21 protein-coding genes and 1 tRNA gene are annotated in these 23,485 nt (G+C 61.7%); 16 read left to right on the plus strand and 6 right to left on the minus strand.

The window, feature by feature from the left end; genetic code table 11:
- Window positions 1–303: 303 nt before the first annotated feature.
- Window positions 304–1,512 carry a nucleoside deaminase gene (locus tag VGP39_RS27955; RefSeq protein WP_327571335.1) on the minus strand — a complete coding sequence of 403 codons (1,209 nt, stop codon included), beginning with the start codon at window positions 1,510–1,512 and terminating at the stop codon, window positions 304–306.
- Window positions 1,513–1,920: 408 nt separating this feature from the next.
- Here VGP39_RS27955 and VGP39_RS27960 point away from each other — a divergent pair, with 408 nt between their 5' ends.
- On the plus strand, window positions 1,921–5,412 hold the full coding sequence (locus tag VGP39_RS27960; RefSeq protein WP_327571336.1) for an indolepyruvate ferredoxin oxidoreductase family protein: 3,492 nt from the start codon (window positions 1,921–1,923) through the stop codon (window positions 5,410–5,412).
- A 100-nt stretch (window positions 5,413–5,512) separates the two neighbouring features.
- Here the strand turns inward: VGP39_RS27960 and VGP39_RS27965 are convergent, their stop codons facing one another.
- Complete coding sequence (locus tag VGP39_RS27965; protein WP_327571337.1) at window positions 5,513–6,058, minus strand: DUF5625 family protein; 546 nt, start codon at window positions 6,056–6,058, stop codon at window positions 5,513–5,515.
- A gap of 246 nt (window positions 6,059–6,304) precedes the next feature.
- Between VGP39_RS27965 and VGP39_RS27970 the strand changes: the two genes are divergently transcribed.
- From VGP39_RS27970 to VGP39_RS28015, 10 genes are all read left to right on the plus strand, one after another.
- Window positions 6,305–6,532, plus strand: a complete 228-nt coding sequence (locus VGP39_RS27970; protein ID WP_327571355.1) for a hypothetical protein — start codon at window positions 6,305–6,307, stop codon at window positions 6,530–6,532.
- A 2-nt stretch (window positions 6,533–6,534) separates the two neighbouring features.
- Entirely contained in the window at window positions 6,535–6,741 is a 207-nt protein-coding gene (locus VGP39_RS27975) for a type II toxin-antitoxin system RelE/ParE family toxin (RefSeq protein ID WP_327571356.1), read from the plus strand.
- Between the two features lie 204 nt (window positions 6,742–6,945).
- Window positions 6,946–8,094: a thiolase domain-containing protein gene (locus tag VGP39_RS27980; RefSeq protein ID WP_327571338.1), complete on the plus strand. Its 1,149-nt coding sequence runs from the start codon at window positions 6,946–6,948 to the stop codon at window positions 8,092–8,094.
- On the plus strand, window positions 8,094–8,486 hold the full coding sequence (locus tag VGP39_RS27985) for a Zn-ribbon domain-containing OB-fold protein (RefSeq protein WP_327571339.1): 393 nt from the start codon (window positions 8,094–8,096) through the stop codon (window positions 8,484–8,486). Before VGP39_RS27980 ends, VGP39_RS27985 begins: the two co-directional genes overlap by 1 nt.
- 139 nt (window positions 8,487–8,625) lie before the next feature.
- Complete coding sequence (locus tag VGP39_RS27990; RefSeq protein WP_327571340.1) at window positions 8,626–9,483, plus strand: MaoC family dehydratase; 858 nt, start codon at window positions 8,626–8,628, stop codon at window positions 9,481–9,483.
- 167 nt (window positions 9,484–9,650) lie between these two features.
- Window positions 9,651–10,532, plus strand: coding sequence for an SDR family oxidoreductase (locus VGP39_RS27995; protein ID WP_327571341.1), 882 nt, complete (start codon window positions 9,651–9,653; stop codon window positions 10,530–10,532).
- A gap of 129 nt (window positions 10,533–10,661) precedes the next feature.
- On the plus strand, window positions 10,662–11,615 hold the full coding sequence (locus VGP39_RS28000; RefSeq protein WP_327571342.1) for a dihydrodipicolinate synthase family protein: 954 nt from the start codon (window positions 10,662–10,664) through the stop codon (window positions 11,613–11,615).
- A gap of 116 nt (window positions 11,616–11,731) precedes the next feature.
- Entirely contained in the window at window positions 11,732–12,541 is an 810-nt protein-coding gene (locus VGP39_RS28005; protein WP_327571343.1) for an NUDIX hydrolase, read from the plus strand.
- 164 nt (window positions 12,542–12,705) lie between these two features.
- Complete coding sequence (locus VGP39_RS28010) at window positions 12,706–13,692, plus strand: tripartite tricarboxylate transporter substrate binding protein (RefSeq protein ID WP_327571344.1); 987 nt, start codon at window positions 12,706–12,708, stop codon at window positions 13,690–13,692.
- An 85-nt stretch (window positions 13,693–13,777) separates the two neighbouring features.
- The gene (locus tag VGP39_RS28015; RefSeq protein WP_327571345.1) at window positions 13,778–16,453 is read left to right on the plus strand and encodes a PAS domain S-box protein; all 2,676 of its coding nucleotides are present in this window, start codon (window positions 13,778–13,780) and stop codon (window positions 16,451–16,453) included.
- Between the two features lie 159 nt (window positions 16,454–16,612).
- On the opposite strand, the gene VGP39_RS28020 is transcribed toward VGP39_RS28015, so the two are convergent.
- From VGP39_RS28020 to VGP39_RS28030, 3 genes are all read right to left on the minus strand, one after another.
- Window positions 16,613–16,960 carry a GrlR family regulatory protein gene (locus VGP39_RS28020; RefSeq protein ID WP_327571346.1) on the minus strand — a complete coding sequence of 116 codons (348 nt, stop codon included), beginning with the start codon at window positions 16,958–16,960 and terminating at the stop codon, window positions 16,613–16,615.
- A gap of 306 nt (window positions 16,961–17,266) precedes the next feature.
- Window positions 17,267–17,650 carry a VOC family protein gene (locus VGP39_RS28025; RefSeq protein WP_327571347.1) on the minus strand — a complete coding sequence of 128 codons (384 nt, stop codon included), beginning with the start codon at window positions 17,648–17,650 and terminating at the stop codon, window positions 17,267–17,269.
- A gap of 37 nt (window positions 17,651–17,687) precedes the next feature.
- A complete protein-coding gene (locus VGP39_RS28030; RefSeq protein WP_327571348.1) occupies window positions 17,688–17,870 on the minus strand; it encodes a hypothetical protein in 183 nt (60 codons plus the stop codon).
- 26 nt (window positions 17,871–17,896) lie between these two features.
- Here VGP39_RS28030 and VGP39_RS28035 point away from each other — a divergent pair, with 26 nt between their 5' ends.
- From VGP39_RS28035 to VGP39_RS28050, 4 genes are all read left to right on the plus strand, one after another.
- Window positions 17,897–18,487, plus strand: a complete 591-nt coding sequence (locus VGP39_RS28035; protein ID WP_327571349.1) for a hypothetical protein — start codon at window positions 17,897–17,899, stop codon at window positions 18,485–18,487.
- Window positions 18,488–18,678: 191 nt separating this feature from the next.
- Window positions 18,679–19,008, plus strand: coding sequence for a hypothetical protein (locus VGP39_RS28040; RefSeq protein ID WP_414644830.1), 330 nt, complete (start codon window positions 18,679–18,681; stop codon window positions 19,006–19,008).
- Window positions 19,009–19,138: 130 nt separating this feature from the next.
- Window positions 19,139–19,423 (plus strand): type II toxin-antitoxin system RelE/ParE family toxin, encoded by a 285-nt coding sequence (locus VGP39_RS28045; protein WP_327571351.1) that lies wholly within the window; start codon window positions 19,139–19,141, stop codon window positions 19,421–19,423.
- 45 nt (window positions 19,424–19,468) lie between these two features.
- The gene (locus VGP39_RS28050; protein WP_327571352.1) at window positions 19,469–19,765 is read left to right on the plus strand and encodes a HigA family addiction module antitoxin; all 297 of its coding nucleotides are present in this window, start codon (window positions 19,469–19,471) and stop codon (window positions 19,763–19,765) included.
- A 520-nt stretch (window positions 19,766–20,285) separates the two neighbouring features.
- On the opposite strand, the gene VGP39_RS28055 is transcribed toward VGP39_RS28050, so the two are convergent.
- Window positions 20,286–20,362, minus strand: a tRNA-Arg gene (locus VGP39_RS28055).
- A 145-nt stretch (window positions 20,363–20,507) separates the two neighbouring features.
- On the opposite strand from VGP39_RS28055, the gene VGP39_RS28060 reads away from it, so the two are divergent.
- Window positions 20,508–22,796 (plus strand): hypothetical protein, encoded by a 2,289-nt coding sequence (locus VGP39_RS28060; protein WP_327571353.1) that lies wholly within the window; start codon window positions 20,508–20,510, stop codon window positions 22,794–22,796.
- The last annotated feature ends 689 nt before the right edge of the window (window positions 22,797–23,485 follow it).

A 23,485-nucleotide genomic window follows, 5' to 3' on the forward strand; every position in this document is an offset into this window, starting at 1 on the left:
GCGGCGTCGGCCAGCGGCTTGCCGCGCGCAATCGTGTCCTGAGGCGCATCGGCTCGGGCGCGGCCAGCGCCGAGCGCAGTGCACAAAAGCGTCGCGCGAACAATGGTCCAAAATCGCTCGCATTGCGTGACTTCGTCCCTGCACCAGCGCGGGCGCGCAGACTGACCGTCGCACCACCGACAGAGTCATGGTGGTTTCATTTCTGGTCCCGCCAAGAGAGAAGATCCCGGCCTCGTATACTGGAGCCCGAATTTAAATAATCTTCCACGGACTTAGGCGAGAGAGCAAGACGGAGGTTGGTGATCAGGCCCGTTTGGCGGCGACCGCAACTTGAACAGGATTTACCTTAATCACTTGACTGTAGAGAGGGGGCAGGCCAGCGCAGTAGGCCGAAAGGGCGACGGGGTCCATCGAAGCGTTCCAATATTGGAATTGGTTTGGGTTGTCCTGCGGCAGCGGCCCCTCCATCGTCGATCCGTAGGCCCCCAGATCGATCAGGCTGGCCGCGCTGTCGTCCGGACCTAACAGAAATACAAATGTTCCGTATTTCGGATGCCCGAGATACTGGTACACGCGCTGGCCTATCTGCTGCTTGAGGGAGTACCGAAGAAAAGCATAGGAGCGGGTCGTTAGCATGAACGCGGTTTTTATCGGCGAAGCGGCAATGTTCCCGGGCAGACAAAATAGCAGGTTTCCGAAATAGTCGAGAAGGGCTACGGCTTGGCCGGGTCCGCCCTGCTGCCGATCGATCGCCGCAGCTCGGGTAAGGTAAGGAAGCAGTTCCTGATCCGGCGCGCTTCTCGCGGGGCCCCGATATTGCAGCGTTTGCGGATAGATATCCTGCAAGGCTTTAATGATGGGATCATCGGCGGCAAGTGTTGTTGGATCGATCAGTTCGTCGGGCGGCAAGTCCTGGCTCACGCTATCGCGTACCGACCCCAAAGTTGCCAGAAAGGCCGTAAGGCAGAGCGCTTGGGTCTGCTCGTCGATCACCGGTTGGGCGAAAAACTTCGGAACGGGCGCGCCGCTCGCGCTTCGCGCGAAGGATGTCGTACCGTTGACGGCGGGGTAGCTGAACGTCGATTTGGCTTTCGCCCGAACAGTTGGCGCCAAAGTAGGAAAGTCAGCTTTTGTATCGTAGTTGATTCCCGACTGGGTGTCGAATGCCGCGACGGTGACGTTGAAGCCGGCGTGGAGGATTGAGCCTGCGCACATGCAACAAGGGTCCAGCGAGGTTACGACGGTCATTTCGGCCGGGGACGGCAGTTGCCCGCCTTGGCTAATTTGCTCGAAATACCAATCGATCATCTGACGTTCGCCATGCGCAGTCGGATCGAATGTGGTTTTAGCTTTGACAACGTTGTTGTGAAGCGCGTGGATCAGCTTCCCCGTATTGTCGAGCAAGACGCCTCCAACGCTGAATGTGCCTTGGTCGAAGGCCTGGAGCACCTGATCGGCAGCAAGGGCGGCCGCCATTTCCACATCGGTTACGATCTGCGGATTTTGCGTCACGGCTTAAAGTCCTGATATGATTGAGGATGGAATATAGGAACGCCATTCTCCGACTGGCGAATTCAATCGCTTCTGATCGAAGAAGAAACATCTCAATGGATCGTCGGTCTATACAACTGATCGGATATTGACTCAACCTGCACGCGGGACGTTTGTAAAATACAGCTATTGTGACGGTCCGGCGAACCGTGGCGGTCAATCCAGGACGATATCACCACGCGATCTCCAGGTTGTTCCTTAGCGAGAACGAAATTGCGTTCTGCGGGCGCGGGTCTCCGTTGCCTAGATTTGTGGTGCGCGCAACATAAAAACCAACGTAGACTGGTTCTAATGAATTGAATACCTACGTAAAAACAGTCGCCGCGGCCGAGAATCGTCCAAGCGTCGCCTGAGACTCGAGAGGGTGGAATGGGAATCAACCAAGGTCCGATCAGTCTCGATCAGAAATACACCCAGGGCTCCGGTCACGTCTTCCTGACCGGCATCCAGGCGCTGGTTCGCCTTCCGATGGCGCAAATCCGGCGCGACCGCGCCGCCGGCCTCAATACCGCCGGCTTTGTCACCGGATACAGAGGTTCCCCGCTCGGCGGCTACGACCAGCAGCTGTTCGCTGCGCGAAAACATCTCGAGCAGTACAACATCAAGTTCCAGCCTGGCGTGAACGAGGACCTCGCGGCCACCGCGATCTGGGGCTCGCAGCAGCTCAATTTGTCGCCCGGCGCGCGGCATGATGGCGTGGTCGGCATCTGGTATGGCAAGGGTCCCGGCGTCGATCGCTGCGGCGACGTGTTCCGCCACGGCAATGCCGCGGGCTCGGCGAAAAACGGCGGCGTGCTGTGTCTGGCCGGCGACGACCACGGCGCAAAGTCCTCCACCGTGCCGCATCAGTCGGACCACGCCTTCATCTCCGCGCTGATGCCGTACCTCTATCCCTCCAGCATCCATGAAATGATCGAGATGGGACTGCTGGGGATTGCGATGTCGCGCTATTCCGGCTGCTGGGTCGGCATGAAGGTGATCACCGAAACCGTGGAAACCACGGCGGAGGTCGATCTTTCCGACGAGATGAAGCCCTTCATCATCCCGACCGATTTCGAGATGCCGCCGGGCGGCCTCAATCTGCGCTGGCCTGACGACCGCTACGACCAGGACCACCGGCTGCAGGACCACAAGGGTTTTGCCGCGGTCGCGTTCGCGCGTGCCAACAATGTCAACCGCGTCACCATGGATTCGCCGAATGCGCGGTTCGGCATCATGGCCTCGGGCAAGAGTTATGAGGATATCAGGCAGGCGCTACGGGAACTCGGCGTCACCCCGGAAGTCGCCGCCAAGATCGGCTTGCGGCTCTACAAGATCGGCATGCCGTGGCCCCTGGAGCCGCAAGGCGTGCGCGAATTCGCCGTGGGCCTCGAGGAAATCCTGATCGTCGAAGAGCGCCGCGAGATCGTCGAGAACCAGGTCAAGCAGGAACTGTTCAACTGGCGCGACGACGTCCGCCCGCGCATCGTCGGCAAGATGGACGAGCACGACAAGCGCTTCCTCCCCTTCGCCGAAGAACTCAGCGTCGCCTCGCTGGCAAGCTCGCTGACCGAACGGCTGCTGCGCCTCAATCTCAATCCCGAAGTCGCGGCGATGCTGCGCGCAAAGGCCGACTGGTTCAACGGCCGGCAGGCGACGCAGATGCAGGCGGTGGCGCCGATCACCCGCACGCCGTATTTCTGCTCCGGCTGTCCGCACAACACCTCGACCAAGGTGCCGCAAGGCAGCCGCGCGTTCGCCGGCATCGGCTGCCACTTCATGTCGCTGTGGATGGACCGCAACACAGAAACCTTCACCCACATGGGCGGCGAAGGCGTGCCGTGGGTCGGCGTCGCACCCTTCACCGACGAAAAACACGTTTTCGCCAATCTCGGCGACGGCACCTATTTCCACTCCGGCAGCCTCGCGATTCGCCAGGCGGTGGCCTCCGGCGCCAACATCACCTACAAAATCCTCTACAACGATGCGACCGCCATGACCGGCGGCCAGCATGTCGACGGCGACCTCACGCCGCAGCAGGTGACGTTCCAGCTGCACTCCGAAGGCATCCGCGACATCTATCTGGTGTCGGAAACTCCGGAGGCCTATCCGGCCTCCGAGATCGCGCCGGGCACCAAGACCGCGCATCGCGACGAGCTCGACGCGGTGATGAAAACCTGCCGCGAGATCAAGGGCGCCTCCGCCATCGTGTTCGTGCAGACCTGCGCCGCCGAAAAGCGCCGCCGCCGTAAAAGGGGCACGCTGGAGGATCCGCAGCGCCGCGTGCTGATCAATCCTGCGGTTTGCGAAGGCTGCGGCGATTGCTCGGTGCAGTCGAATTGTATTTCGGTGGAGCCGCTGGAAACCGAGATGGGACGCAAGCGCACCATCAACCAGTCCAGCTGCAACAAGGATTATTCCTGCCTCAAGGGCTTTTGCCCGTCCTTCGTCACCGTCGATGGCGGCAAGCTGCGCCGCCGCGCGCCGGCCGATCTCGGCAACATCGGCGACCTGCCGGAGCCGGCATCGCGGCCCTCGCTTGAAAAACCCTACAACGTCGCGGTCGGCGGCGTCGGCGGCACCGGCGTGCTCACCATCGGCGCGCTGCTCGGGATGGCCGCGCATATCGAAGGCAAGGCCAGCATGATCCTGGACATGTCGGGCCTCGCGCAAAAGGGTGGCGCGGTGCTGAGCCACGTCCGGCTGTCGCAAAATCCCGCCGACGTGACGTCGTCGCGCATCGTCACCGGCACCGCCGATCTCGTGATCGCTGCCGACGAGGTGGTGGCGATCGCCAAGGAAACCATTACGCTCTGCGAGTCCAGCCGTACCCACGGCGTCATCAACACGCACCTCATTCCGATCGCCGATTTCATCCTCAACCGCGATTTCAATTTCCAGAGCGGCAAGGTCAACCACGTGCTGGAAACCGCGCTGCGCAAGGACTCCTCCTTCTTCGATTTCACCAAGCCGGCTGAAACGTTGCTGGGCGACTCCATCGCCACCAACATGATGATGATGGGATATGCCTATCAAAAGGGCTTGCTGCCGCTGACGGCAGCTAGCATCGAGCAGGCCATCGAGATCAACGGCGTTGCGATCAAGATGAATACGCAGGCATTCCAGCTCGGACGGCTGGCAGCCGCCGCGCCCGCGCGCCTAGCTGCAATGATGAAGGGGCAGGACGAGACGGTAGCGCCGAAGACGCTGGACGAGATGACAACAGATGAAGTCATCGCGCACCGCAGCGCATTCCTGACCGGGTATCAAAGCGGCCGGCTGGCGAAACGCTATCGCATGCTGGTGGACAGGGTGCGGCGGCAATCGGCGGCCGAGTTCGGCGACGATCTTGCGCGCGCGGTCGCGATCAACTACGCAAAACTGCTCGCCTACAAGGACGAATACGAGGTGGCGCGGCTGTTCACCGACGGCCGGTTCGAGAAGCAGCTGAAAGACCAGTTCGACGGCGACTATACCTTCACCTTCCATCTGGCGCCGCCGCTGTTGCCGTCCGAGAACGATCACCTCGGCCGGCCGAAGAAAAAGACCTTCGGGCCGTGGATGATGAAGGCGTTCCGGCTGCTGGCGGCCTTGCGGTTCGTCCGCGGCACGCCGCTCGACCTGTTCGGCCGCAGCGCGGAGCGCAGGATGGAGCGCGACCTGATCGCGGGCTATGAAAAAGACGTCGCCTTCGTGCTGGAAAAGCTGTCGCCCGCCAATATCGATACCGCGGTCGAACTGCTGTCGCTGCCCGACCGCATCCGCGGCTACGGGCCGGTGAAGGACAAGTCGGTGGCTGACGCCAAACTCCGCTACGCGGAATTAGCCCGCGACCTGGTCAACCCGCCGCCGCCGCTGCCGCGGCAGATCGCGGCGGAGTAGGGCGGACTCTTCGTAGGGTGGGCAAAGGCGCTCTTGCGCCGTGCCCACTATGACAAGCATTTGCGAGCGATGGGGGCTCGCTTCGCCTCCCTGCCGCGCGTTACTTCCGGTCACCGGAGTCAAGACTCATCTCGACCTTGATGTCACCGAAGGCGGGCTGTGGCTGCAAGTTATAAACCTCAATGCGATAGACGCCCTCATTGAGGCCAAATCGGCCGACATCCCTATATTTGTCATTTGTCGCGTGAGCCACGTAGCATAGCGAATTGAAGGTCTGTTCAAACACGAGATCGCTTCCCGGTTCTGTGCGCATAACGACTTTGAATGAAATGGGGAGGCCCAAGCCTGATCGTTCTTGTTGTGGAATGGCGTCATACTGGATGTTGCCAGTGCAATAGTTGCCGCTGTAACGCTCGCCTACGAGGTTGTCCTTGATGCGGGTCTCCGTTGATGAAAAAACGAATCTGAGGCTGAGCAGGTAAGATTTGTCGACGGGCGCAGTGAATTTCGTACTGAGGACCAGACCCGCTTCTCGAATCGAAATTTCAGTTGCAGGAATCAAGGGTGGAAAAGCGCAGAGCCCCGTGATCCACATCGCAAGTCCGATGATTTCTCTATGACAAAGGCTGTAAGTGATGGGTCCCATTATTTCTCGAACTGCGGTCAGAGTTTTACCCTCTGAAGCTAGTACTTTGCAACTTAGCGTCGAGCCCAAATCGACGCGGCGGAAGCGCGTAGTCAGTCATAGGGGAGCAAAAGCTATCGCCAAAATCCGCTATGCGGAGTTAGCCCGCGATCTGGTCAATCCGCCGCCCGCGCCGCGGCAGGTCGCGGCGGAGTAGCACTGAACAAAGCCCTTCCGTTGTGCTAAGTCCTTATGCATAATATCGGAATGACAGACTTGCTAGACCGAGCAATGACGGCGGCTCGCAACCTGCCGCCCGAGGCGCAAGACGAGATCGCCCGCGTCGTGCTGATGATGGCTACCGACGAGGAACCGGTTTACGTCCTGTCTCCTGAAGAGAAAGCTTCGCTCGCGAAATCGAGGGAGCAGTCACGGCGCGGCGAATACGCGACGGACGAACAGGTGCGGGCGATCTGGGCGAAGCACGGCCTCTGAAGCTGCGCTTCACGCCGCAGGCGCTCTCCGAACTGGACGCAATCCTCGATCATATCGCGGAACGATCGCCGCATGGTGCAGAGCGCATCAAAGCGCGCTTGCTCGGTCTCGCCGGTTTCATTCAGGGCCACCCAAATGGCGGCCGGAAAACGAGCGAATCTGGTCTACGGCGCCTCGTGGCCGCCCCTTATCCCTATCTTGTTTTTTAGGAGGTTAAGGACGACGAAGTTGTGATTGTCGGCGTGCGTCACGGCGCGCGCGATCCCGGTTCGATGCCGGGCGAGGGCGGAGCGGCATGAAGAATGCCGCGCCGCGTCCAGGACACAGCTGCTATTCCTCCGCTTAGCGCGCTTGCCAAGCCTCTCCTGACAGGCCACAAAAACCGCTGGAAAAAACGCCAGCGGAGAGCTGCATTGACGATTAAAGGCAAGGCCTACATCGCCGGGATTTACGAGCATCCGACCCGGCATGCACCCGACAAATCCACCGCGCAATTACACGCTGAAGTCGCCAAGGGCGCGCTTGAAGACGCCGGGCTGACCAAGGCCGATATCGACGGCTATTTCTGCGCCGGCGATGCGCCGGGCGGCGCCTGGCCGATGGTGGATTACCTCGGCCTCAAGGTGCGCCACATCGATTCCACCGAGACCGGCGGCTGTTCCTACATCATCCATATCGGCCATGCCGCCGAAGCCATCGCGGCGGGCAAATGCTCGATCGCGCTGGTCACGCTGGCCGGCAAGCCGCGCACCAGCGCGATGCCACCGCGCGCGGCGGGAGCCGAGCAGGATTTTGAGGCGGCTTATGGCGCCACCACCCATAATGCCTACGGCATGTGCGCGATGCGCCATATGCACGACTACGGCACTACCAGCGAGCAGCTGGCCTGGATCAAGGTCGCGGCTTCGCATCACGCACAATACAATCCGCATGCCATGCTGAAGGAGGTTGTCAGCGTCGAGGACGTGCTGAACTCGCCGATGATTTCCGATCCCTTGCACCGGATGGATTGCTGCGTCGTCACCGATGGTGGCGGCGCGCTGATCGTCACCACGCCGGAGATCGCAAAAAGCCTAAAGAAGCCGCTGGTACGGATGATCGGCCACGGCGAAGCTATGAAAGGTCCGCGCGGCGGCAAGGATCTCGATCTGACCTATTCGGCCGGTGTGTGGTCAGGACCGCGCGCGTTCGAAGAGGCGGGTGTGACGCCGAAGGACATCAAATACGCGTCGATCTACGACAGTTTTACCATCACCGTGCTGATGCAGCTCGAGGATCTCGGGTTCTGCAAGAAAGGCGAGGGCGGCAAATTCGTCGCCGACGGCAATCTGATTTCCGGCGTCGGCAAGCTGCCGTTCAACACCGACGGCGGCGGGCTGTGCAGCAACCATCCGGTCAACCGCGGCGGCATGACAAAGATCATCGAGGCGGTACGGCAATTGCGCGGCGAGGCGCATCCGAAGGTGCAGGTGAAGAATTGCGATCTCGCGGTCGCGCATGGCACCGGCGGATTGCTCGGCGTCCGCCATGCAGCCTCGACCGCCATCCTGGAGCGCGTGTAATGGCTGAAGCAAAGAAATATCCGGCGCCCCAAGGCAATCCGGAAACAGCACCATTCTGGGAAGCGGCAAGCCAAGGAAAGTTCCTGATCAAGCGTTGCACCGCCTGCGGCGAGCCGCATTATTTTCCGCGCTCGATCTGCCCGTTCTGTTTTTCCGACAAGACGGTGTGGGAGGAAAGCTCGGGCGAGGGAACGATCTATACCTTCAGCCTGATGCGTAAATCCGCCAGCGGGCCTTACGCGATCGGCTACGTCACGCTGAACGAAGGCCCGTCGCTGCAGACCAATTTCGTCGATTGCGATCTCGGTTCGTTGAAGATCGGACAAAAGGTAAAAGTGGTGTTCAAGCCGACCGACGGCGCGCCGCTGCCGTTCTTTACGCCGGTTAGCTGACGCCCTCATCCTGAGGAGCGCGCTCTTGCGCGCGTCTCGAAGGATGAGTGAAACAGGGAATGAGCTTGTGGCTCTCATGGTTCGAGACGGCGCAAGAGCGCCTCCTCACCATGAGGAGAAACGAGGGGGAAACACACCGATGCCCAAATACGACGAGTTGATGGCGCTGAAAAACCTCGGCCAGAAATACGCCTACACCGATCGCGAGGTGATGCTGTACGCCGTTGGCATCGGGATGGGCGCCGACCCGATGGATGAGAAAGAACTTGCTTATGTCAACGAGGCCGTCTTCAGCCCGCGCGCCTTGAAGGTGGTGCCGACTTTCGCTTCGGTGGCCGCATGGGGCGCCAACCCCGGCGAGATGAACCTCAACCGCCTGATGGTGGTCGACGGCGAGCGCGACATCACCTTCCACAAGCCGCTCCCGGTGGCTGCCAATATCACCGCGGACTCCACCGTCCTCGGCGCATGGGACAAGGGCAAGGACAAGGGCGCGGTCATAAGGCACAAGACCGTGCTCAAGAACGACAAGGGCGAGGACCTGGCGACGCTGGTCGCCTCGCGATTTGCGCGCGGCGACGGCGGTTTTGGCGGTCCCTCGGAAGGCCAGCCCGAGCCGCACCAGGTGCCGACCCGGGCGCCGGACAAATCCGTCGATATCCCGACGCGCCCGGATCAGGCGCTGATCTATCGGCTTTGCGGCGACCGCAATCCGCTGCACAGCGACCCTGAATTTGCCAAACGCGCCGGTTTTCCAAAACCGATCCTGCACGGCATGTGCACCTACGGCATCACCTGCCGCGGCATTCTGCAGACCTACGCGGATTACGATGCCGGCGCGTTCATACGGCATGCCGTGCGGTTTTCCTCGCCGGTCTATCCCGGAGAGACGGTGACCATGGACATGTGGAAGGACGGCAATGTGATTTCATTCGAGGCAAAAGTGAAAGCGCGGAATGTGACGGTGATCAAGAGCGGCCGGACGGAGCTGGGGTGAGCGTGCCCCGGACGCAGCGCAGCGCCTAGCCCTTGCGGAGCGGTGCGCTGCAGAGCCGGGGCCCCGGTTGCTTTCGGTTCGAAGAAATAAGAAACCGGGGTCCCGGTTCTGCGCAGCGGCATGAAGAATGCCGCAGCGCGCCCGGGACACGATAGAGGGAGAAACACATGGGACACCTAGACGGCAAGGTAGCGCTGATCACCGGCGCGGGCGGCGGGCTTGGTGAAGCCTACGCAAAGCTGTTCGCGCGCGAGGGCGCAGCCGTGGTGGTCAACGATCTCGGCGGCCCGCGCGACGGCAGCGGCGGCGACGCGTCGATGGCGCAGAAGGTGGTCGACGCGATCAAGGCCGAAGGCGGCCGCGCGGTGGCCAACGGCGCCGACATTTCCACCATGGCGGGCGGGCAGTCGGTGTTCGACGACGCCATAAAACATTTCGGCCGCGCCGATATCCTGGTCAACAATGCCGGCATCCTGCTCGACCAGACCTTTGCCAAGGCGACCGAGGCGGCCTGGGACAAGGTGCTGAAGGTGCATCTGAAGGGCACGTTCTGCGTCACGCAACCTGTATTCAGATGGATGCGCGAGAACGGCGGCGGCGTCATCGTCAATACCTCGTCGACCTCGGGGCTAATCGGCAATTTCGGCCAGACCAATTACGGCGCCGCCAAGGGCGGCATCTGGGGGCTGTCGAACGTGCTGGCGATCGAGGGCCGCAAATACAATATCCGGGTCTGGACGCTGGCTCCGGGCGCGCTGACCCGCATGACATCAGACCTGCCGCGCTATATCGAGAACCCCGGCGCGGCACTCGGGCCGGACGGCATCGCGCCGGCCGTGCTATACATGGTCTCAAGCCTGTCCGGTGATCAGACTGGAAAAGTGCTCGGCGTCTCCGGCCCACGTGGCGTACGCGAGATGCGGATGATGGAAATGGACGGCTGGACGCCGCCGCATAGCGGATGGAAGGCGGAGGATATCGTCGATCACGCCGGGGAGATTTTCTTTTCGGAGGACGCGGTGAAGAAATCGGCACGGCGGTTTAAATAGAACGCCGTCATTGCGAGCGAAAGCGAAGCAATCCAGAGCCGCAAGAACAGACTGGATTGCTTCGTCGCAAGTGCTCCTCGCAATGACGAATAACGGATATAATCTTGCGGATCATCGACAGGAGTCACCATGAAACTCACCCACACCGCCGCAGGCACCTTTGCCATCGCCCCGACACCGTTCCACGACGACGGGCGTATCGACGAAAAATCCATCGACCGGCTGACCGATTTCTACGCCGAGGTGGGCTGCGACGGCGTCACCGTGCTCGGCATTTTGGGCGAGGCGCCGAAGCTTGACGGTTCGGAAGCGGAAGAAGTCGCAAAACGCTTCGTCAAGCGCGCGAAAAGCATGCAGATCATTGTCGGCGTCTCCGCGCCGGGTTTTGCCGCGATGCGATCGCTGGCGCGGGCGTCGATGGATGCGGGCGCTGCCGGCGTGATGATTGCGCCGCCGCCGCATCTGCGCACCGACGAGCAGATCACCGGCTATTTCAAGCAGGCGGTCGAGGCGATCGGCGATGACATCCCGTGGGTGCTGCAGGACTATCCATTGACCCTCACCGTGATCATGACGCCGTCGGTGATCCGCAAGATCGTGATGGACAGCCCATCCTGCGTGATGCTCAAGCACGAGGACTGGCCGGGGTTGGAGAAGATCTCGAGCTTGCGCAATTTCCAGAAAGACGGTTCGCTGCGGCCGCTGTCGATCCTGACCGGCAATGGCGGGCTGTTCCTCGATTTCGAAATGGAGCGCGGCGCCGACGGCGCGATGACCGGTTACGCCTTCCCGGAACTGCTGATCGATGTGGTAAAACTGTCGAAAGCGCGCAAGCGCGACGCCGCGCACGATCTGTTCGATGCGCATCTGCCGCTGATCCGCTATGAGCAGCAGCCCGGCGCCGGCCTTGCCGTGCGCAAATATGTGCTGCAGAAGCGCGGCGTGATCGCCTCCAGCACGCAGCGCAAGCCGGGCTCGAACATCACCGCGGCGGCGAAGGCCGAGGTCGACTACCTGCTGTCGCGCGTGGCGCGGGTCGACAAGCGGGCGGCGATGCAGCCGCAATCAAGTGCTGCGGGTTGAAATGGACCTGTAGGATGGGTTGAGCGAAGCGATACCCATCGCTCCGGTGCGCAGCGTTTGTGATGGGTTTCGCTTCGCTCAACCCATCCTACGCATTAATCTTGGAGAGCAACGTTATGGCCGAAGCCGCCAAAGCCCGTCCCGCCTCCACCATCCTGCTGCTGCGCGACAGCGCAGGTCCCGACGGCAACGGCGAGATCGAAGTCTTCATGATGGTGCGTCATTATGAGATCGACTTCAATTCCGGCGCGCTGGTGTTTCCCGGCGGCGCCGTCGATGCCGGCGATCATGACATTGCGGCCAAGCCTGAACTCTACGCCGGCGGTGAGGGGCTGGATGCCGAGCCGCTTGGTTTCCGGATTGCGGCGATCCGCGAGACGTTTGAGGAAAGCGGCATCCTGCTGGCGAAACCGCGCGGGTCGACCGCGCTGGTCGACGCGAAGCGGGCGGGCGAGATCGAAGCACGCAATCGCGGGGCGCTGTGCGAAGGCAAAACAACGTTGTTGAAGCTTCTCACCGACAACGGGATATTGCTGACATTAGACGAACTGGTGCCGTATGCGCACTGGATCACGCCGGAGGGAATGCCGAAACGCTTCGACACCTGGTTCTTCCTCGCAGCCGCCCCGCCGGACCAGGCCGGTGCCCACGACGGCAAGGAGTCGACGGACTCCATCTGGGTTTCGCCGCGCGAGGCGCTGGCGGGCGGCGAGAGCGGCCGGTTCAAGCTGCCGTTTCCGACCACGCGCAACCTGATCAAGCTCGGCAAGCATCGCACGGTGAAAGCCGCACTCGACGATGCCAAAGGCAAGCCTGTTGTCACGGTGATGCCGGTCATGACCAGGGAGAATGGCGGCCGCCAGCTGCGCATTCCCGCCGAGGCGGGTTACGACGGCGAAGTGTTCGAGGTCGGATCGATCGGGTGAGGGCAGGGCACATCATGGCCCTTTTGAACCGGGTCACCGCACACACCGCCGTCATCCTGAGGTGCTCGCCGCGCAGCGGCGAGCCTCGAAGGATCGGCCAAGGGCACTCGCGGCGATCCTTCGAGACGCCGCGCAAGGGCGCGGCTCCTCAGGATGACGGAGTCATGTGTGGCCGCGCCTCTTTTTCTCTCAGCTGCCGCAACATCGCCGCCGCGATAGTATGGCTGATGTGTCTCGCGATATTTGGTGTCGCGCACGCCCAAGAGAATTTCCCCTCCCGCCCCGTCCGCATCGTCATCCCCTATTCGCCGGGGAGCGTCACCGACGTGTTCGCGCGCATCGTCGCGCAGAACATGGCGGCGCAGTGGAACGGCTCGATCGTCGTCGAATCCAAGTCCGGCGCCAACGGCTCGATCGCCGCCGAGGAAGTCGCGCGCGCGGCGCCCGACGGCTACACGTGGCTGCTGGTGACGACGTTCTTCACCGCGAGCCCTGCGCTCGATCCAAAACTGCGCTGGGAGCCGGTGCGCGATTTCATCCCGGTCGGGCAGATCTGCCGGGCGCCGAATTTCTTCATCGTGCCGGTCTCCTTGCCGGTGTGGAGTGTGGCCGACTACGTCGCGCTGGCTAAGGCGAAGCCCGGCACGCTGAACTACAGCCACCCGGGCAAAGGCTCCACCGGGCATCTCGGCTTCGAGCTGTTCAAGCGGCTCGCCGGCATCGATGTCACGGCAATAGGCTATCGCGGCTATCCGCAGATGGTGCCGGATATCGCCAGCGGCCTGATCACCTCGACGTTCCTGTCGGCCAATCAGGCGCTGGCGCAGGTGCAGACCGGGGCGATCAGAATCATCGGCGCGATCAGCGATGGCCGCTCGAAATATTTCCCCGATGCGCCGACCATGGCGCAGCAGGGCTTTGCCGACGCCCAGGTGACGCCGTGGTTCGGTGTCGTGGTGCCGGCGGGCACACCACAGCCGGTCGTTGATCGCATCAGCGAGCATTGGACAAAGCGCTTGCCACACCGGACGTGCAGCAGCGTCTCGACACCGCCGGATGCGAGCCCAAGAGCGCGCCGCTCAAGCAGTTCGCCGACATTATCAAGGCCGACGTCGCGCTGTGGGCGAAAGTGGTTAAGGAAGCCGGCATAACCGCGGACTGACACAGGGGTCAGGTGTTCCCCCCGGAGCCGATTCCGGGATATATTGCGGCCTTCGGAGCCGGTCTCGATCACCAATGCCATTTGCCGCGATTGCCCAACGGATACGCTCGTTCTCGCTTTCGATTGGTCAGCTGACCTTTGGCAGCTTTCTGCTGGTATTGGCGGTGATCATGATGACGAGCATCGCCAGCGTCGTCGCCATCCGCCATATCGATGCCACCTTCGCCGAACTGCAGCGGCTGCAAAGCGTCGGCGATCTGGCCGAGGAGATCGACCGGCGCATGAACGAGTTGCGGCTGGCCGCCCGCGATTACGTCACCGACCCGGAGGCGCATTCCACCGGCGTCTGGGACGCCGCATCGGCGCTGAATGTGCTGTTGAAGAAGACGCGGCTGGAGCTCGATCCCGAGCAGCGGGACATGATCGACGGCGTCGCGGCGCGACTGTCGACCTATCGCGGCGGTATCGAGCGCGTCACCGCGCTGATCGCGCGCCGCGACGAATTGATCGCGGCGTTGCCGCCGCTGCGGGAGATATTTGAAAAGGCAGTCGCAGAATCCTCGGAAAGAGCCACGGCGTCGGCCCTGTTCAACGCGCAAAGCCGGATCGCCGCGGCGCTGCTGGCGCACGATCCGGCCAGCGCCGAGCAGTCAGCCCAGAGCATGCGCACCTTGACCATCGCGGAGCCACGAGTTCGCAGCGCGGCCGAGGCCTATGCCGAGGCCATCATTTCGCTTTCAACCCGGGAACGTCAGATCGCCGACCTCGATAGGGACGTGCTCGGAACCGAAGGCCGGCTGATCGGACGCGTAACCGAGTTGCTGCGCGAGCTCAGCGCGAAGCGGGGGCGGGTGCTGTCCAACGACCTCGCCCGCACGCTGGCCGACGACAAATGGCAAAGCATCGTGCTCGGCGCCGCCGGAGTCCTGATCGGATTGTTCGCGGCGCTGTTCATGGTGCGCAGGACGGTCCGGCCGCTCAGGACTATCGCGACGGCGATCCGTTCGCTTGCTGTCGGTGAAAAAGATACCTCGATTCCCGCCACCGACGTGCACAACGAGATCGGCGACATCGCGCGCGCCGCCGAAGTGTTCCGCCGCACGCTGGTCGATGCCGACGCCGCGCGCGAGGCGGCGGTCCGCGCTCTGGCCGAACAGCGCCTGGCCGAGGAAAGCTATCGCAAGCTGTTCGAGGGCTCGGTCGATGGAATCTACGTAACGACCCCGGGCGGCCGCCTGCTCAACGCCAATCCGGCGCTGGCGCGGATGATGGGCTACGATACGCCGGAGCACCTGATCAACGGTGTCAACGATATTGCGCGCACGGTCTATGTCGATCCTGAGGTCCGCGCCGAATATCAGGCGCGCATGCAGCGCGACGGCATGGTCCGCGAGTTTGAATACCAGGTGCGCCAGCGCGACGGCGGCATTCTCTGGCTCTCCGACAGTGCGACCTCGGTGCGTGACGAAACCGGTCAGGTGGTCCGCTATGAGGGCACGGTGCGCGACATCACCGACCAGAAACGCGCAGAAGACGCCATCGCCGAAGGCCGCCGGCTGCTGCAGGAGGTGATCGACACCGTGCCCGCGGTGATCAATGTCAAGGACAAGGAGCTGCGCTATATCCTGATGAACCGCTATATGGCCGGCATCTTCGGCATCGAACCTTCGGACGCCATCGGCCGCACCACCACTGACCTGATGTCGCGCTATGGCGCGGAGAAAACCGACGAAAACGACAAGCGCGTGCTGGCCGCAAGCCGGGAACTCGGCTTCTACGAAGAGGAATATATCGATTCATCCGGCCACATGCGGCAATGGCTGGTCAACAAGCTTCCGCTGCTCGACGCCAAGGGCGACATCGAAAACATCGTCACCGTCGCGCTCGACATCGGCGAGCGCAAGCGCGGCGAACTGGAAATGCGCAAGGCCAAGGATGCCGCCGAAGCGGCGCTGCGAAACTTGCGGGAAACCCAGAACTCGCTGATCGAGGCTGAGAAGCTCGCAGCGCTGGGACGGCTGGTGGCGGGCGTCGCCCACGAGGTCAACAATCCCGTCGGAATCAGCCTGACCGTGGCGTCGTCGCTGGAGCGCAAGACCGCTTTGTTCACCTCCGAAGTTGCGCGCGGCAATCTCAAGCGGTCCAGCCTGACCGATTTCCTGGAGGCCAGCCGCGACGCGTCGTCGCAACTGGTGGCCAATCTCAACCGCGCCGCCGAGTTGATCCAGTCGTTCAAGCAGGTGGCGGCCGACCGCAACTATTCCGACCAGCGCGCCTTCGATCTTGCCGATCTCACCGAGCAGGTGGTCATGAGCCTGCGGCCGGGCCTGCGCAAGCACAACCTGACCCTCAACGTCGATTGTCAGCCCAATCTCACCATGAACAGCTATCCCGGGCCCTACGGGCAGGTGCTCACCAACCTGTTCCTCAATTCGGTCGCGCACGCGTTTCCGAACGGCAGGTCCGGCACCGTTGACATCAAGGTGCGGGAATCCGGCAAGGACAATGTCGAAATCCTGTTTTCGGATAATGGAATCGGCATGAGCCTCGACGTCCGGCGGCGGGCGTTCGATCCGTTCTTCACCACAAGGCGCGACCAAGGCGGCACCGGCCTCGGCCTGCATATCGTCTACAGCATCGTCACCAACCGGCTGGGCGGGCGGCTCGATCTGGACTCGCAGCCGGGCGGCGGCACGCAGATTCAAATCATCCTGCCGCGGGTGGCGCCGATCGAGCAGGCCGCGGAATAACTCCTTACCGCTCCCCGCGGGGAAGAGGTCGAAGCCGGAGCGAAGCGTAGGCTTCGGGTGAGGGGTCTATCCACGAGTCCGAATGCGTGCAAGATCCCCTCACCCGGATGTCATCTTCGATGCCATCCGACCTCTCCCCTTCGGGGAGAGGTGACCGGCTTAATTGCTGTCCGCCAGCTTTCGCAGCGTCGCTCCGAAAATCTGGCTGGCCTTTCCAACCAGAGCCGTGCCGTTCATGATCGCCGCCGTATCGGTGAACGTGCCGGAAACGCCGATGCCGACCGGGACCGGTCCTCCGAACAACGGGTTCGCATCCGGGCTGCTGGTATGACGCTGCACCAGCACCTCGCCCTTGAAGGTGTCGCCCTTCACCGAGTAGCTGCCGGTGTAATACAGATAGGCATCGCCGCCGAGGATTTTGCCGTCCCGGAACAGAATCACGCCACTGCCCTTGCCCGAACGCCCGTCGAGCAACGCAACGTGAATCGAATACAGCCCATTCTTCATCGTATTCCCGACGCGACCGTCCCGGGTCGCGGAGCGCCGTTCGCATTCTGCCAAAGCCGGTGCCACGGCGTCAACGCGCCAGGTTGGCCGTTGGTGTCGTTCTGCGCGCCATGGGTTCGAATTCCGCCCGCGTTTTTACCTCTCCCCGCAGGGGAGAGGTCGGATCGCATCGCAGATGCGATCCGGGTGAGGGGCTTGTCCGCGAGTCCGAGTTTGTGGAGAGCCCTCACCCGGAGCCTGCGCTACGCTCCGGCTTCGACCTCTCCCCTGCGGGGAGAGGTAAAAAACGATCCGCGCCGCCTGAACTCACGCATACTTCTTGTCGCGCTCCAGCAGTTCGACCGAGATGCCCTGCGGCCCCCGGATGAAGCAGATGCGCACGCCGGGCCGGATGGTCTCCGGCTCCCGGGTAAACTCGACCCCCTTGGCCTTGATTTCGGCGGCGACCGCATCGATGTCCTTCACCGTCAGCCCGAAATGATCCAGCCCCTGATAGGGCGTCACCGGCGGTGCGTTGACGCCGTCCCCCGCCGCGACCGGTGCGATGAACACATTGGCGCCGCCGAGCCTGACGTCGATCCGCCCGGGGCTGCGAATGATCTCGCCGCCGAGAATGTCTTCCAGCCACGCCGCCGTCGCCTCGGGGTCGGGGCTGCGGAGATGAATGTGATCCCAGGTGACTATCGGCATTTGCTCTTCCCCGTTGTTCTGTGTTGCGGTGCTGGTATCAGGCCATCGCAGCCAATCGGCGCTCACATTCTCCGATATTGCCGCCTTCGAGCGCAACTATTTCCGGTTTCATGAATTGATGGAAATCGGCCGAACCGCGCAATCGGCAGTCGTGTACAGGAGCCGTGCGGTTTAATGCCCGCGCGGTTTTTTTATTGCGCCGCGAAATCGAGCCTTTCATTTCGCCGCCTCGTGGAGGGCAAGGAAATGGGTGCTGGGCATTTTCGCATCGAATCGACCGGCCTCGTCGGCGCCGGGTTTTCCGGGCGGCCGGCGGCGAAGCTGCTCACGAACAAGCTCATCTGGCTCTCAGTCATCGTTGTCGTTGCCGCGGGGGCGTGGAAGATGCTGTCCGAGGACGCTGCCGGCCCGGTCAAGGGCCAAACCGTGGGCAGGTCGAATTTCGCCACGACCGCGTCAATTGAGCCCGCGCCAACGCCGCAACTCGATCCCGCATTGAGCGCACCGCAATTTGCTACCGCGCCCGCCGCACCCGTGGAGGCGGCGCCGGTCGAGGGCTTGAAAATTTCATCGCAGTCCTGGCGAAGGGGCGGCCTGGGCTCGAAAGCCCTGATCACGCTCACGCTGCGCAACGACAACGACTACGCGGTCGGCGGCATCGAACTGCTCTGTTCGTTCAGCCGCGCCGACGGCAGCCCGGTGACCGAGCGCCGCCAGACCATCCGTGACGCGGTGAAAAAGAAAAGCCGCAAGACTTTTGCGCGGATGCATGTCGGCTTCGTCAATATCACCGCCGATCGGGCGAGGTGCTCGCTGCTGACGGCGAGCCGGGTCTGATAGCCTCGGCCGGCGTGTTTGGACGGCAATCCAGAACACTTTGTTAGTGATGTCTATAAAGGTAAATTCGCGTCTTTCGTTGACGACGGCAATGGCCGAACTATTCATGCGGAGAGATCGCAATGGAAGGGCCACCGGAAATGACAACCTCACGCGTATTCGCAGCACTGCTCGCTTCGGCAGTCACAGTCATGGCGCTTCCGACCGCCGCGTCCGCGGGATGTTACGGTTGCTATACGCCACCGCCTTGTCCCACCTGCTATCAGCGCCAGGTCGCGCCTCCGCAGTATCGCGCGGTTCAGGAAACGGTGATGGTAGCGCCCGGAGCCGTAGTCGCCCATCGCACGCCCGCTCAATATCGCACCGTCATGGTGCCGCAGACCGTCATGGTCGCTCCCGAACGCGTTCAGTACCAGCAGATCGCGCCTCAATACGCGACCCGTCAGCGCGTCGAAATGGTCGCGCCGGCCCGCGAATACTATGTCGCCGTGCGCCCGCGCTGCGGGTCCTGCGGATACTGAGTGGCTTGTTCTTCGGCTGCTTCGTACGGCGTAGTCCGCATGAGCGCAGCGACATGCGGGATCGTGGGGCAGTATCTCATCAGGATACGAAAGTCTTGCACTACGTATCTTAATGAGATACGTAGTGCTCATGATCAAGAGCTTCAGGGGGAAATTTGCCGAGCCGATCCTGCAAGGCCGCATGGTCCCGAAGGGTTTCCCGGCGAATCTCGCCAAGGTAGCTCGCCGAAAACTGATTATGGTGGACTCCGCCGCCTTTCTTGAGGCCCTGAACTCGCCTCCCGGCAACCGCCTTGAAGCGCTTAAGGGCGATTTAGCGGGTAGGCACTCTATCCGCATCAACGATCAATGGCGGATCGTGTTCAGATGGACCGATCCGGGTCCCGAAGACGTCGAGATAATCGACTATCACTAGTCTGAACGGCCGAATGTGGCCAGCGAACGAATAGGAGGTTCGAACATGGCAAAGAAACTTCCGCCGATTCACCCCGGCGAGATCTTGCGGGAAGAATTTCTCGTTCCGCTTAAGCTGACACCCTACGCGGTCGCGGCCGCGCTGCATGTGCCGCGTACCCGGATCGAACGCATCGCGCGTGAAGAAAAGCCCGTTACCGCGGACACCGCGCTGCGGCTCGGCAAGTTCTTCAAGACAGGCGCTGCGTTCTGGATGAACATTCAGGCGCGCTTCGATCTCGAAACGGCCGAAGACATACTCGCGCCGCAGATCAAGAAGATTGCGTCTTTCGAGCCGGCGTGAGAGCGATGCAAATCGCACGTACGGGTTCTTGCAGCTCGTAGGGCCTGGTGCTTCGCAGTTAAACGGCAACAGAGATTTTGCCAAAAAAGAAATTAATCATCACTTCAAAGACATAACTTCTTCGGAGGGGGTTGCGCGGTCTCTATATAAGAGCACGCATGTCTCAGAGTGCCATCCCTTATGAGTACAACTGCCGGGGTTCACTGGATAATTTCTGTGCGGCCTGGCAGCGCGCTCAACCGTATACTCTCCGCCGAGGGATGCAAAATTTTTGTCCTTGCAAACCAACGTGTTAGAGGACCTCCGCGCTCTTTTCCCAAGAGCGAGGAGGTCCCATTCTCACCCGAGCGTAACGGCGGCCGCTGCTTCCTTGCAGGCAGCTGAGATAATCGGATACAGGCGCGCGGCGCCGCTGCATCGTGAAGGCACCCAATGGCCCGGTGCAGTGATCCTTCGTGTCTTGAATGTATCTTGGGTCCGGGGGCACTCTGGCGTGATGTACCCAAAGCCGGATGCGAACTGGCGCGCTCGGAGAGATTCGAACTCCCGACCCTCGGATTCGAAGTCCGATGCTCTATCCAGCTGAGCTACGAGCGCTTTTCGCGCGCCACCATAGCCCGGCAGTATCAGAAAGCCAGCCCCGGAATTAGACGGCCGCGGTATTTTTCGGTAGCATGAAATACGCATACAACCACCAGCCCTTTTGAATGCGGGTGCGGGTCACAAGCGGCAGGAGTCCGACATGAGGCATCGTATACGCTACCTCGCCTGTTTATCGGCATCGCTGTGGCTGTTTGGCGCCGCGTACGCGCAGGACGTGCTGATGCAGCACAACGACAAATCCCGTGCCGGCGCGAATTTAAGCGAGACGGTCCTGAACGCGAAAACAGTCGGGCCGAAGTTTGGCAAGCTCTGGAATTTGTATGCTGACGGGCAGGTCGTCGCGCAGCCGCTTTACGTCTCCGGCCTGCGCGTCGACACGGCGGCCAACCCGAACGCTCCTCTGGTGCAGGGAACATTCAATGCCGTGGTGATCGCGACAATGCACAATACGATCTACGTCTATGACGCCGATCAGGAGAAACCTGGCCCCGCCGGCCGCACCGTGCCGCTTTGGGCAACCTGGCTCGGACCGCCGCGGCCGGGCGGCAAAGAAATCGACATGTGGAGCACCAACGATCCGGAATGGGGAATCCTGAGCACGCCGGTTATCAGTGACGACAGGTCGACCCTGTACGTTGTCGCATGGCACGACGAGGGAGCGAACGGTTTTCAATATCGCTTGCACGCGCTGGATCTGAAGAATGGTACGCAGCGCCATCCGGCCGTGGCGATAGGCCCTTCGTCAAGGGATGCTTTAAACCCCTGCCGGTTGCAGAGCATCTTCAATCCATGCTTGCACAAGCAGCGCGCCGGGCTGCTTCTGGATCGAGGCGTTATCTACATCGGCTTCGGCGGCGATGGAAATCGCGGTGCATTGTTCGCTTTTGACGCGGCCAACCTTGTCAAGCGAGCATCATGGAGTTCGACACCGGCCGGGCAGGATGGCGGCATATGGCAATCGGGGCAGGCGCCGGCCGTGGACAGTGAAGGCAATATTTACCTGATGACGGGCAATGGCAGCTTCGATGCCGACAAGCAGAATTTCGGCAACAGCTTTGTGAAATTGAAGCTGCAGGGAAACGGCTTCACCGTGACCGATTACTTCACGCCCTGTAATATCGATGCCCTCAACAGCAAGGATCTCGATTTGGGATCGGCCGGCCCGGTACTGATCCCCGGCGAACCGGCACGGATCGTCGGCGGCGGCAAGGAAGGCGTGCTCTATGTTCTGTCGCGGGAAAATATGGGAAAATTTTCGAGCGGCGCCGCGGCAGCCGATTGCCGCAACCCGAACGTCGTCCAGCAAGTCAACGCATTTCCGCGGGTGCACGAGCACTGGGGCAACATCCACGGATCGCCGGTGTTTTGGCAAGGACCGGACACCGGGCATATTTATGTATGGGGCGAAAACAGCCCGCTCAAGGCATACGAGTTCAGCGGCGGACAATTGCAGAACGTCGATAGACCGCAGCAGAGCGGCTATCGGCCGCCACTCGGCATGCCCGGCGGCATGCTGTCGCTCTCTGCCGACGGCGCCAAGGCCGGCACCGGTGTGCTATGGGCCGTCGTTCCCCTCGACGGGGACGCCAATCAGCAACGCGGCGTAAAGGGTATCTTGCTCGCGCTGGACGCACAGGACGCGGCGCGCACCCTATGGACCAGCGAGCAAACGCCCGCACGTGACCAGCTCGGATTGTTCGCGAAGTTTTCGCCGCCGACGGTCGCCGGTGGCAAGGTTTTCGTTGCTACGTACGGCGATGACGAGGTACGGCGCATTTACGCGGGCAATGAGCAGCCGACGCAATTCCCGAAAAACTACTATGTCGCCGTATACGGGGTTCGCGACGATAGGTCGTCCGACCGCGTCATCGTTGACCAGGACCGTGACGACGTCACGCTTGTGCGCGCCGAGACGACGCCGCTGGCACTGAATAAAGCCGAATGCCGCGCCATTGACATTGGCTCGCTGGACTGCACCGACGTTCTCAGCCGGGCGGCGCAGGCTCCAGCTTTTCATCGAGTCATTTTCGCCGCAGACAAGCCGATCACCGGCTGCGCTCTGCTTCGCGTCATAACGGCGGCAAAGAACGGCGCCCTCGACGGCACGTCCGGCATAGGCTTCTGGAGTACCCAGGCCGTCGACGGCAACCAGGCCGCGGAGAATGCGGGGTTATTCGTTCGCAAGGATCAGCTTAAACCAACCGGATCGGTCAACCTGAAGAATGGAGCTTCGGCTACGCTGCACGAGTTCGCCGGAGTGGCCAATTGTCCAATTCCCGGGGCGGGTTCTATCACCCGGCGGTTCAAGCCTTTCATGCAGTTTGACGCGACAGACGGCAAGGTCTTCCGCAACTGGGACCTCGCCCCGAACTACGAGATCGGTGAAACCGTGAAAATTGATCGATCCAGGGACGTGCTCGCTCCGTAGGCTGGCCGTGTGAGGCCGCATGGTTGCTACGCACTGTAGCCCGGATGAGCGAAGCGAAATCCGGGGGGCCGTCCGCCAAGAAGAATCCCGGATTGCGCTGCGCTTATCCGGGCTACGCTTGCTGATTGGCCTGGCTTTTTTAGCGTAGCGAGGCGTTCAGAATTCGTCTGGCGCAATAGCGCAGCGTATTGCGCCGCCCGCCCGCATGGACTGGCGGAATACGCTGCGCTATTCCGCCCTACGGGCTGCGAGTGATCATGAACGCGGTCCTCTACATTGCGGACGGGCGATTATGATTGCACAGCCATGCCGGGTAGAACAGCGGTCAGCATTTCGATCAGAGAGTAATGCCATGGCCAGTTCTCGGTGTTGTCATCAGACTGCAAGTCTTCCGGCCATTCCTCGGGCCGGATGCTGATGGCGTATTGGCAGCAGCCCCACCACTCCCGCCATCGTGGTCGGAGCGATACCTACCAAGGCCCAAGCGGCGCCGTGATGTAGGACCGGGTTTTTTCGCCCGGCAATTCCTCGTCAAGCGCAGAACCCCTGCTAGAGCACGCTGTTTTTATACGGAAACATATCCAGAGTTTTTAAAGTAGTTGAGGCACTCCTCCTTGGAGAAGAGATCGAGGAGTTTGCCGACCTTTCGCCACGTTGCCTCGATGTCGCGAGGCTCAGCGGCGCGCATC

The organism is Bradyrhizobium sp. (assembly GCF_036009065.1).
Classification (GTDB): Bacteria; Pseudomonadota; Alphaproteobacteria; order Rhizobiales; family Xanthobacteraceae; genus Bradyrhizobium.

Bases quoted from the DNA above. Each gene is read 5' to 3' on its own strand.
- VGP39_RS28040 (WP_414644830.1), top strand. From the start codon at position 18,679: ATGGCGCTTCCGACCGCCGCGTCCGCGGGATGTTACGGTTGCTATACG.
- VGP39_RS27970 (WP_327571355.1), top strand. From the start codon at position 6,305: ATGACAGACTTGCTAGACCGAGCAATGACGGCGGCTCGCAACCTGCCG.
- VGP39_RS28015 (WP_327571345.1), top strand. From the start codon at position 13,778: ATGCCATTTGCCGCGATTGCCCAACGGATACGCTCGTTCTCGCTTTCG.
- VGP39_RS28050 (WP_327571352.1), top strand. From the start codon at position 19,469: ATGGCAAAGAAACTTCCGCCGATTCACCCCGGCGAGATCTTGCGGGAA.
- VGP39_RS27965 (WP_327571337.1), bottom strand. From the start codon at position 6,058: ATGGGACCCATCACTTACAGCCTTTGTCATAGAGAAATCATCGGACTT.
- VGP39_RS28030 (WP_327571348.1), bottom strand. From the start codon at position 17,870: ATGAAAGGCTCGATTTCGCGGCGCAATAAAAAAACCGCGCGGGCATTA.
- VGP39_RS28045 (WP_327571351.1), top strand. From the start codon at position 19,139: ATGATCAAGAGCTTCAGGGGGAAATTTGCCGAGCCGATCCTGCAAGGC.
- VGP39_RS28010 (WP_327571344.1), top strand. From the start codon at position 12,706: ATGTGTGGCCGCGCCTCTTTTTCTCTCAGCTGCCGCAACATCGCCGCC.
- VGP39_RS28060 (WP_327571353.1), top strand. From the start codon at position 20,508: ATGAGGCATCGTATACGCTACCTCGCCTGTTTATCGGCATCGCTGTGG.
- VGP39_RS28035 (WP_327571349.1), top strand. From the start codon at position 17,897: ATGGGTGCTGGGCATTTTCGCATCGAATCGACCGGCCTCGTCGGCGCC.
- VGP39_RS27985 (WP_327571339.1), top strand. From the start codon at position 8,094: ATGGCTGAAGCAAAGAAATATCCGGCGCCCCAAGGCAATCCGGAAACA.
- VGP39_RS28000 (WP_327571342.1), top strand. From the start codon at position 10,662: ATGAAACTCACCCACACCGCCGCAGGCACCTTTGCCATCGCCCCGACA.
- VGP39_RS28020 (WP_327571346.1), bottom strand. From the start codon at position 16,960: ATGAAGAATGGGCTGTATTCGATTCACGTTGCGTTGCTCGACGGGCGT.
- VGP39_RS27990 (WP_327571340.1), top strand. From the start codon at position 8,626: ATGCCCAAATACGACGAGTTGATGGCGCTGAAAAACCTCGGCCAGAAA.
- VGP39_RS28005 (WP_327571343.1), top strand. From the start codon at position 11,732: ATGGCCGAAGCCGCCAAAGCCCGTCCCGCCTCCACCATCCTGCTGCTG.
- VGP39_RS27960 (WP_327571336.1), top strand. From the start codon at position 1,921: ATGGGAATCAACCAAGGTCCGATCAGTCTCGATCAGAAATACACCCAG.
- VGP39_RS28025 (WP_327571347.1), bottom strand. From the start codon at position 17,650: ATGCCGATAGTCACCTGGGATCACATTCATCTCCGCAGCCCCGACCCC.
- VGP39_RS27995 (WP_327571341.1), top strand. From the start codon at position 9,651: ATGGGACACCTAGACGGCAAGGTAGCGCTGATCACCGGCGCGGGCGGC.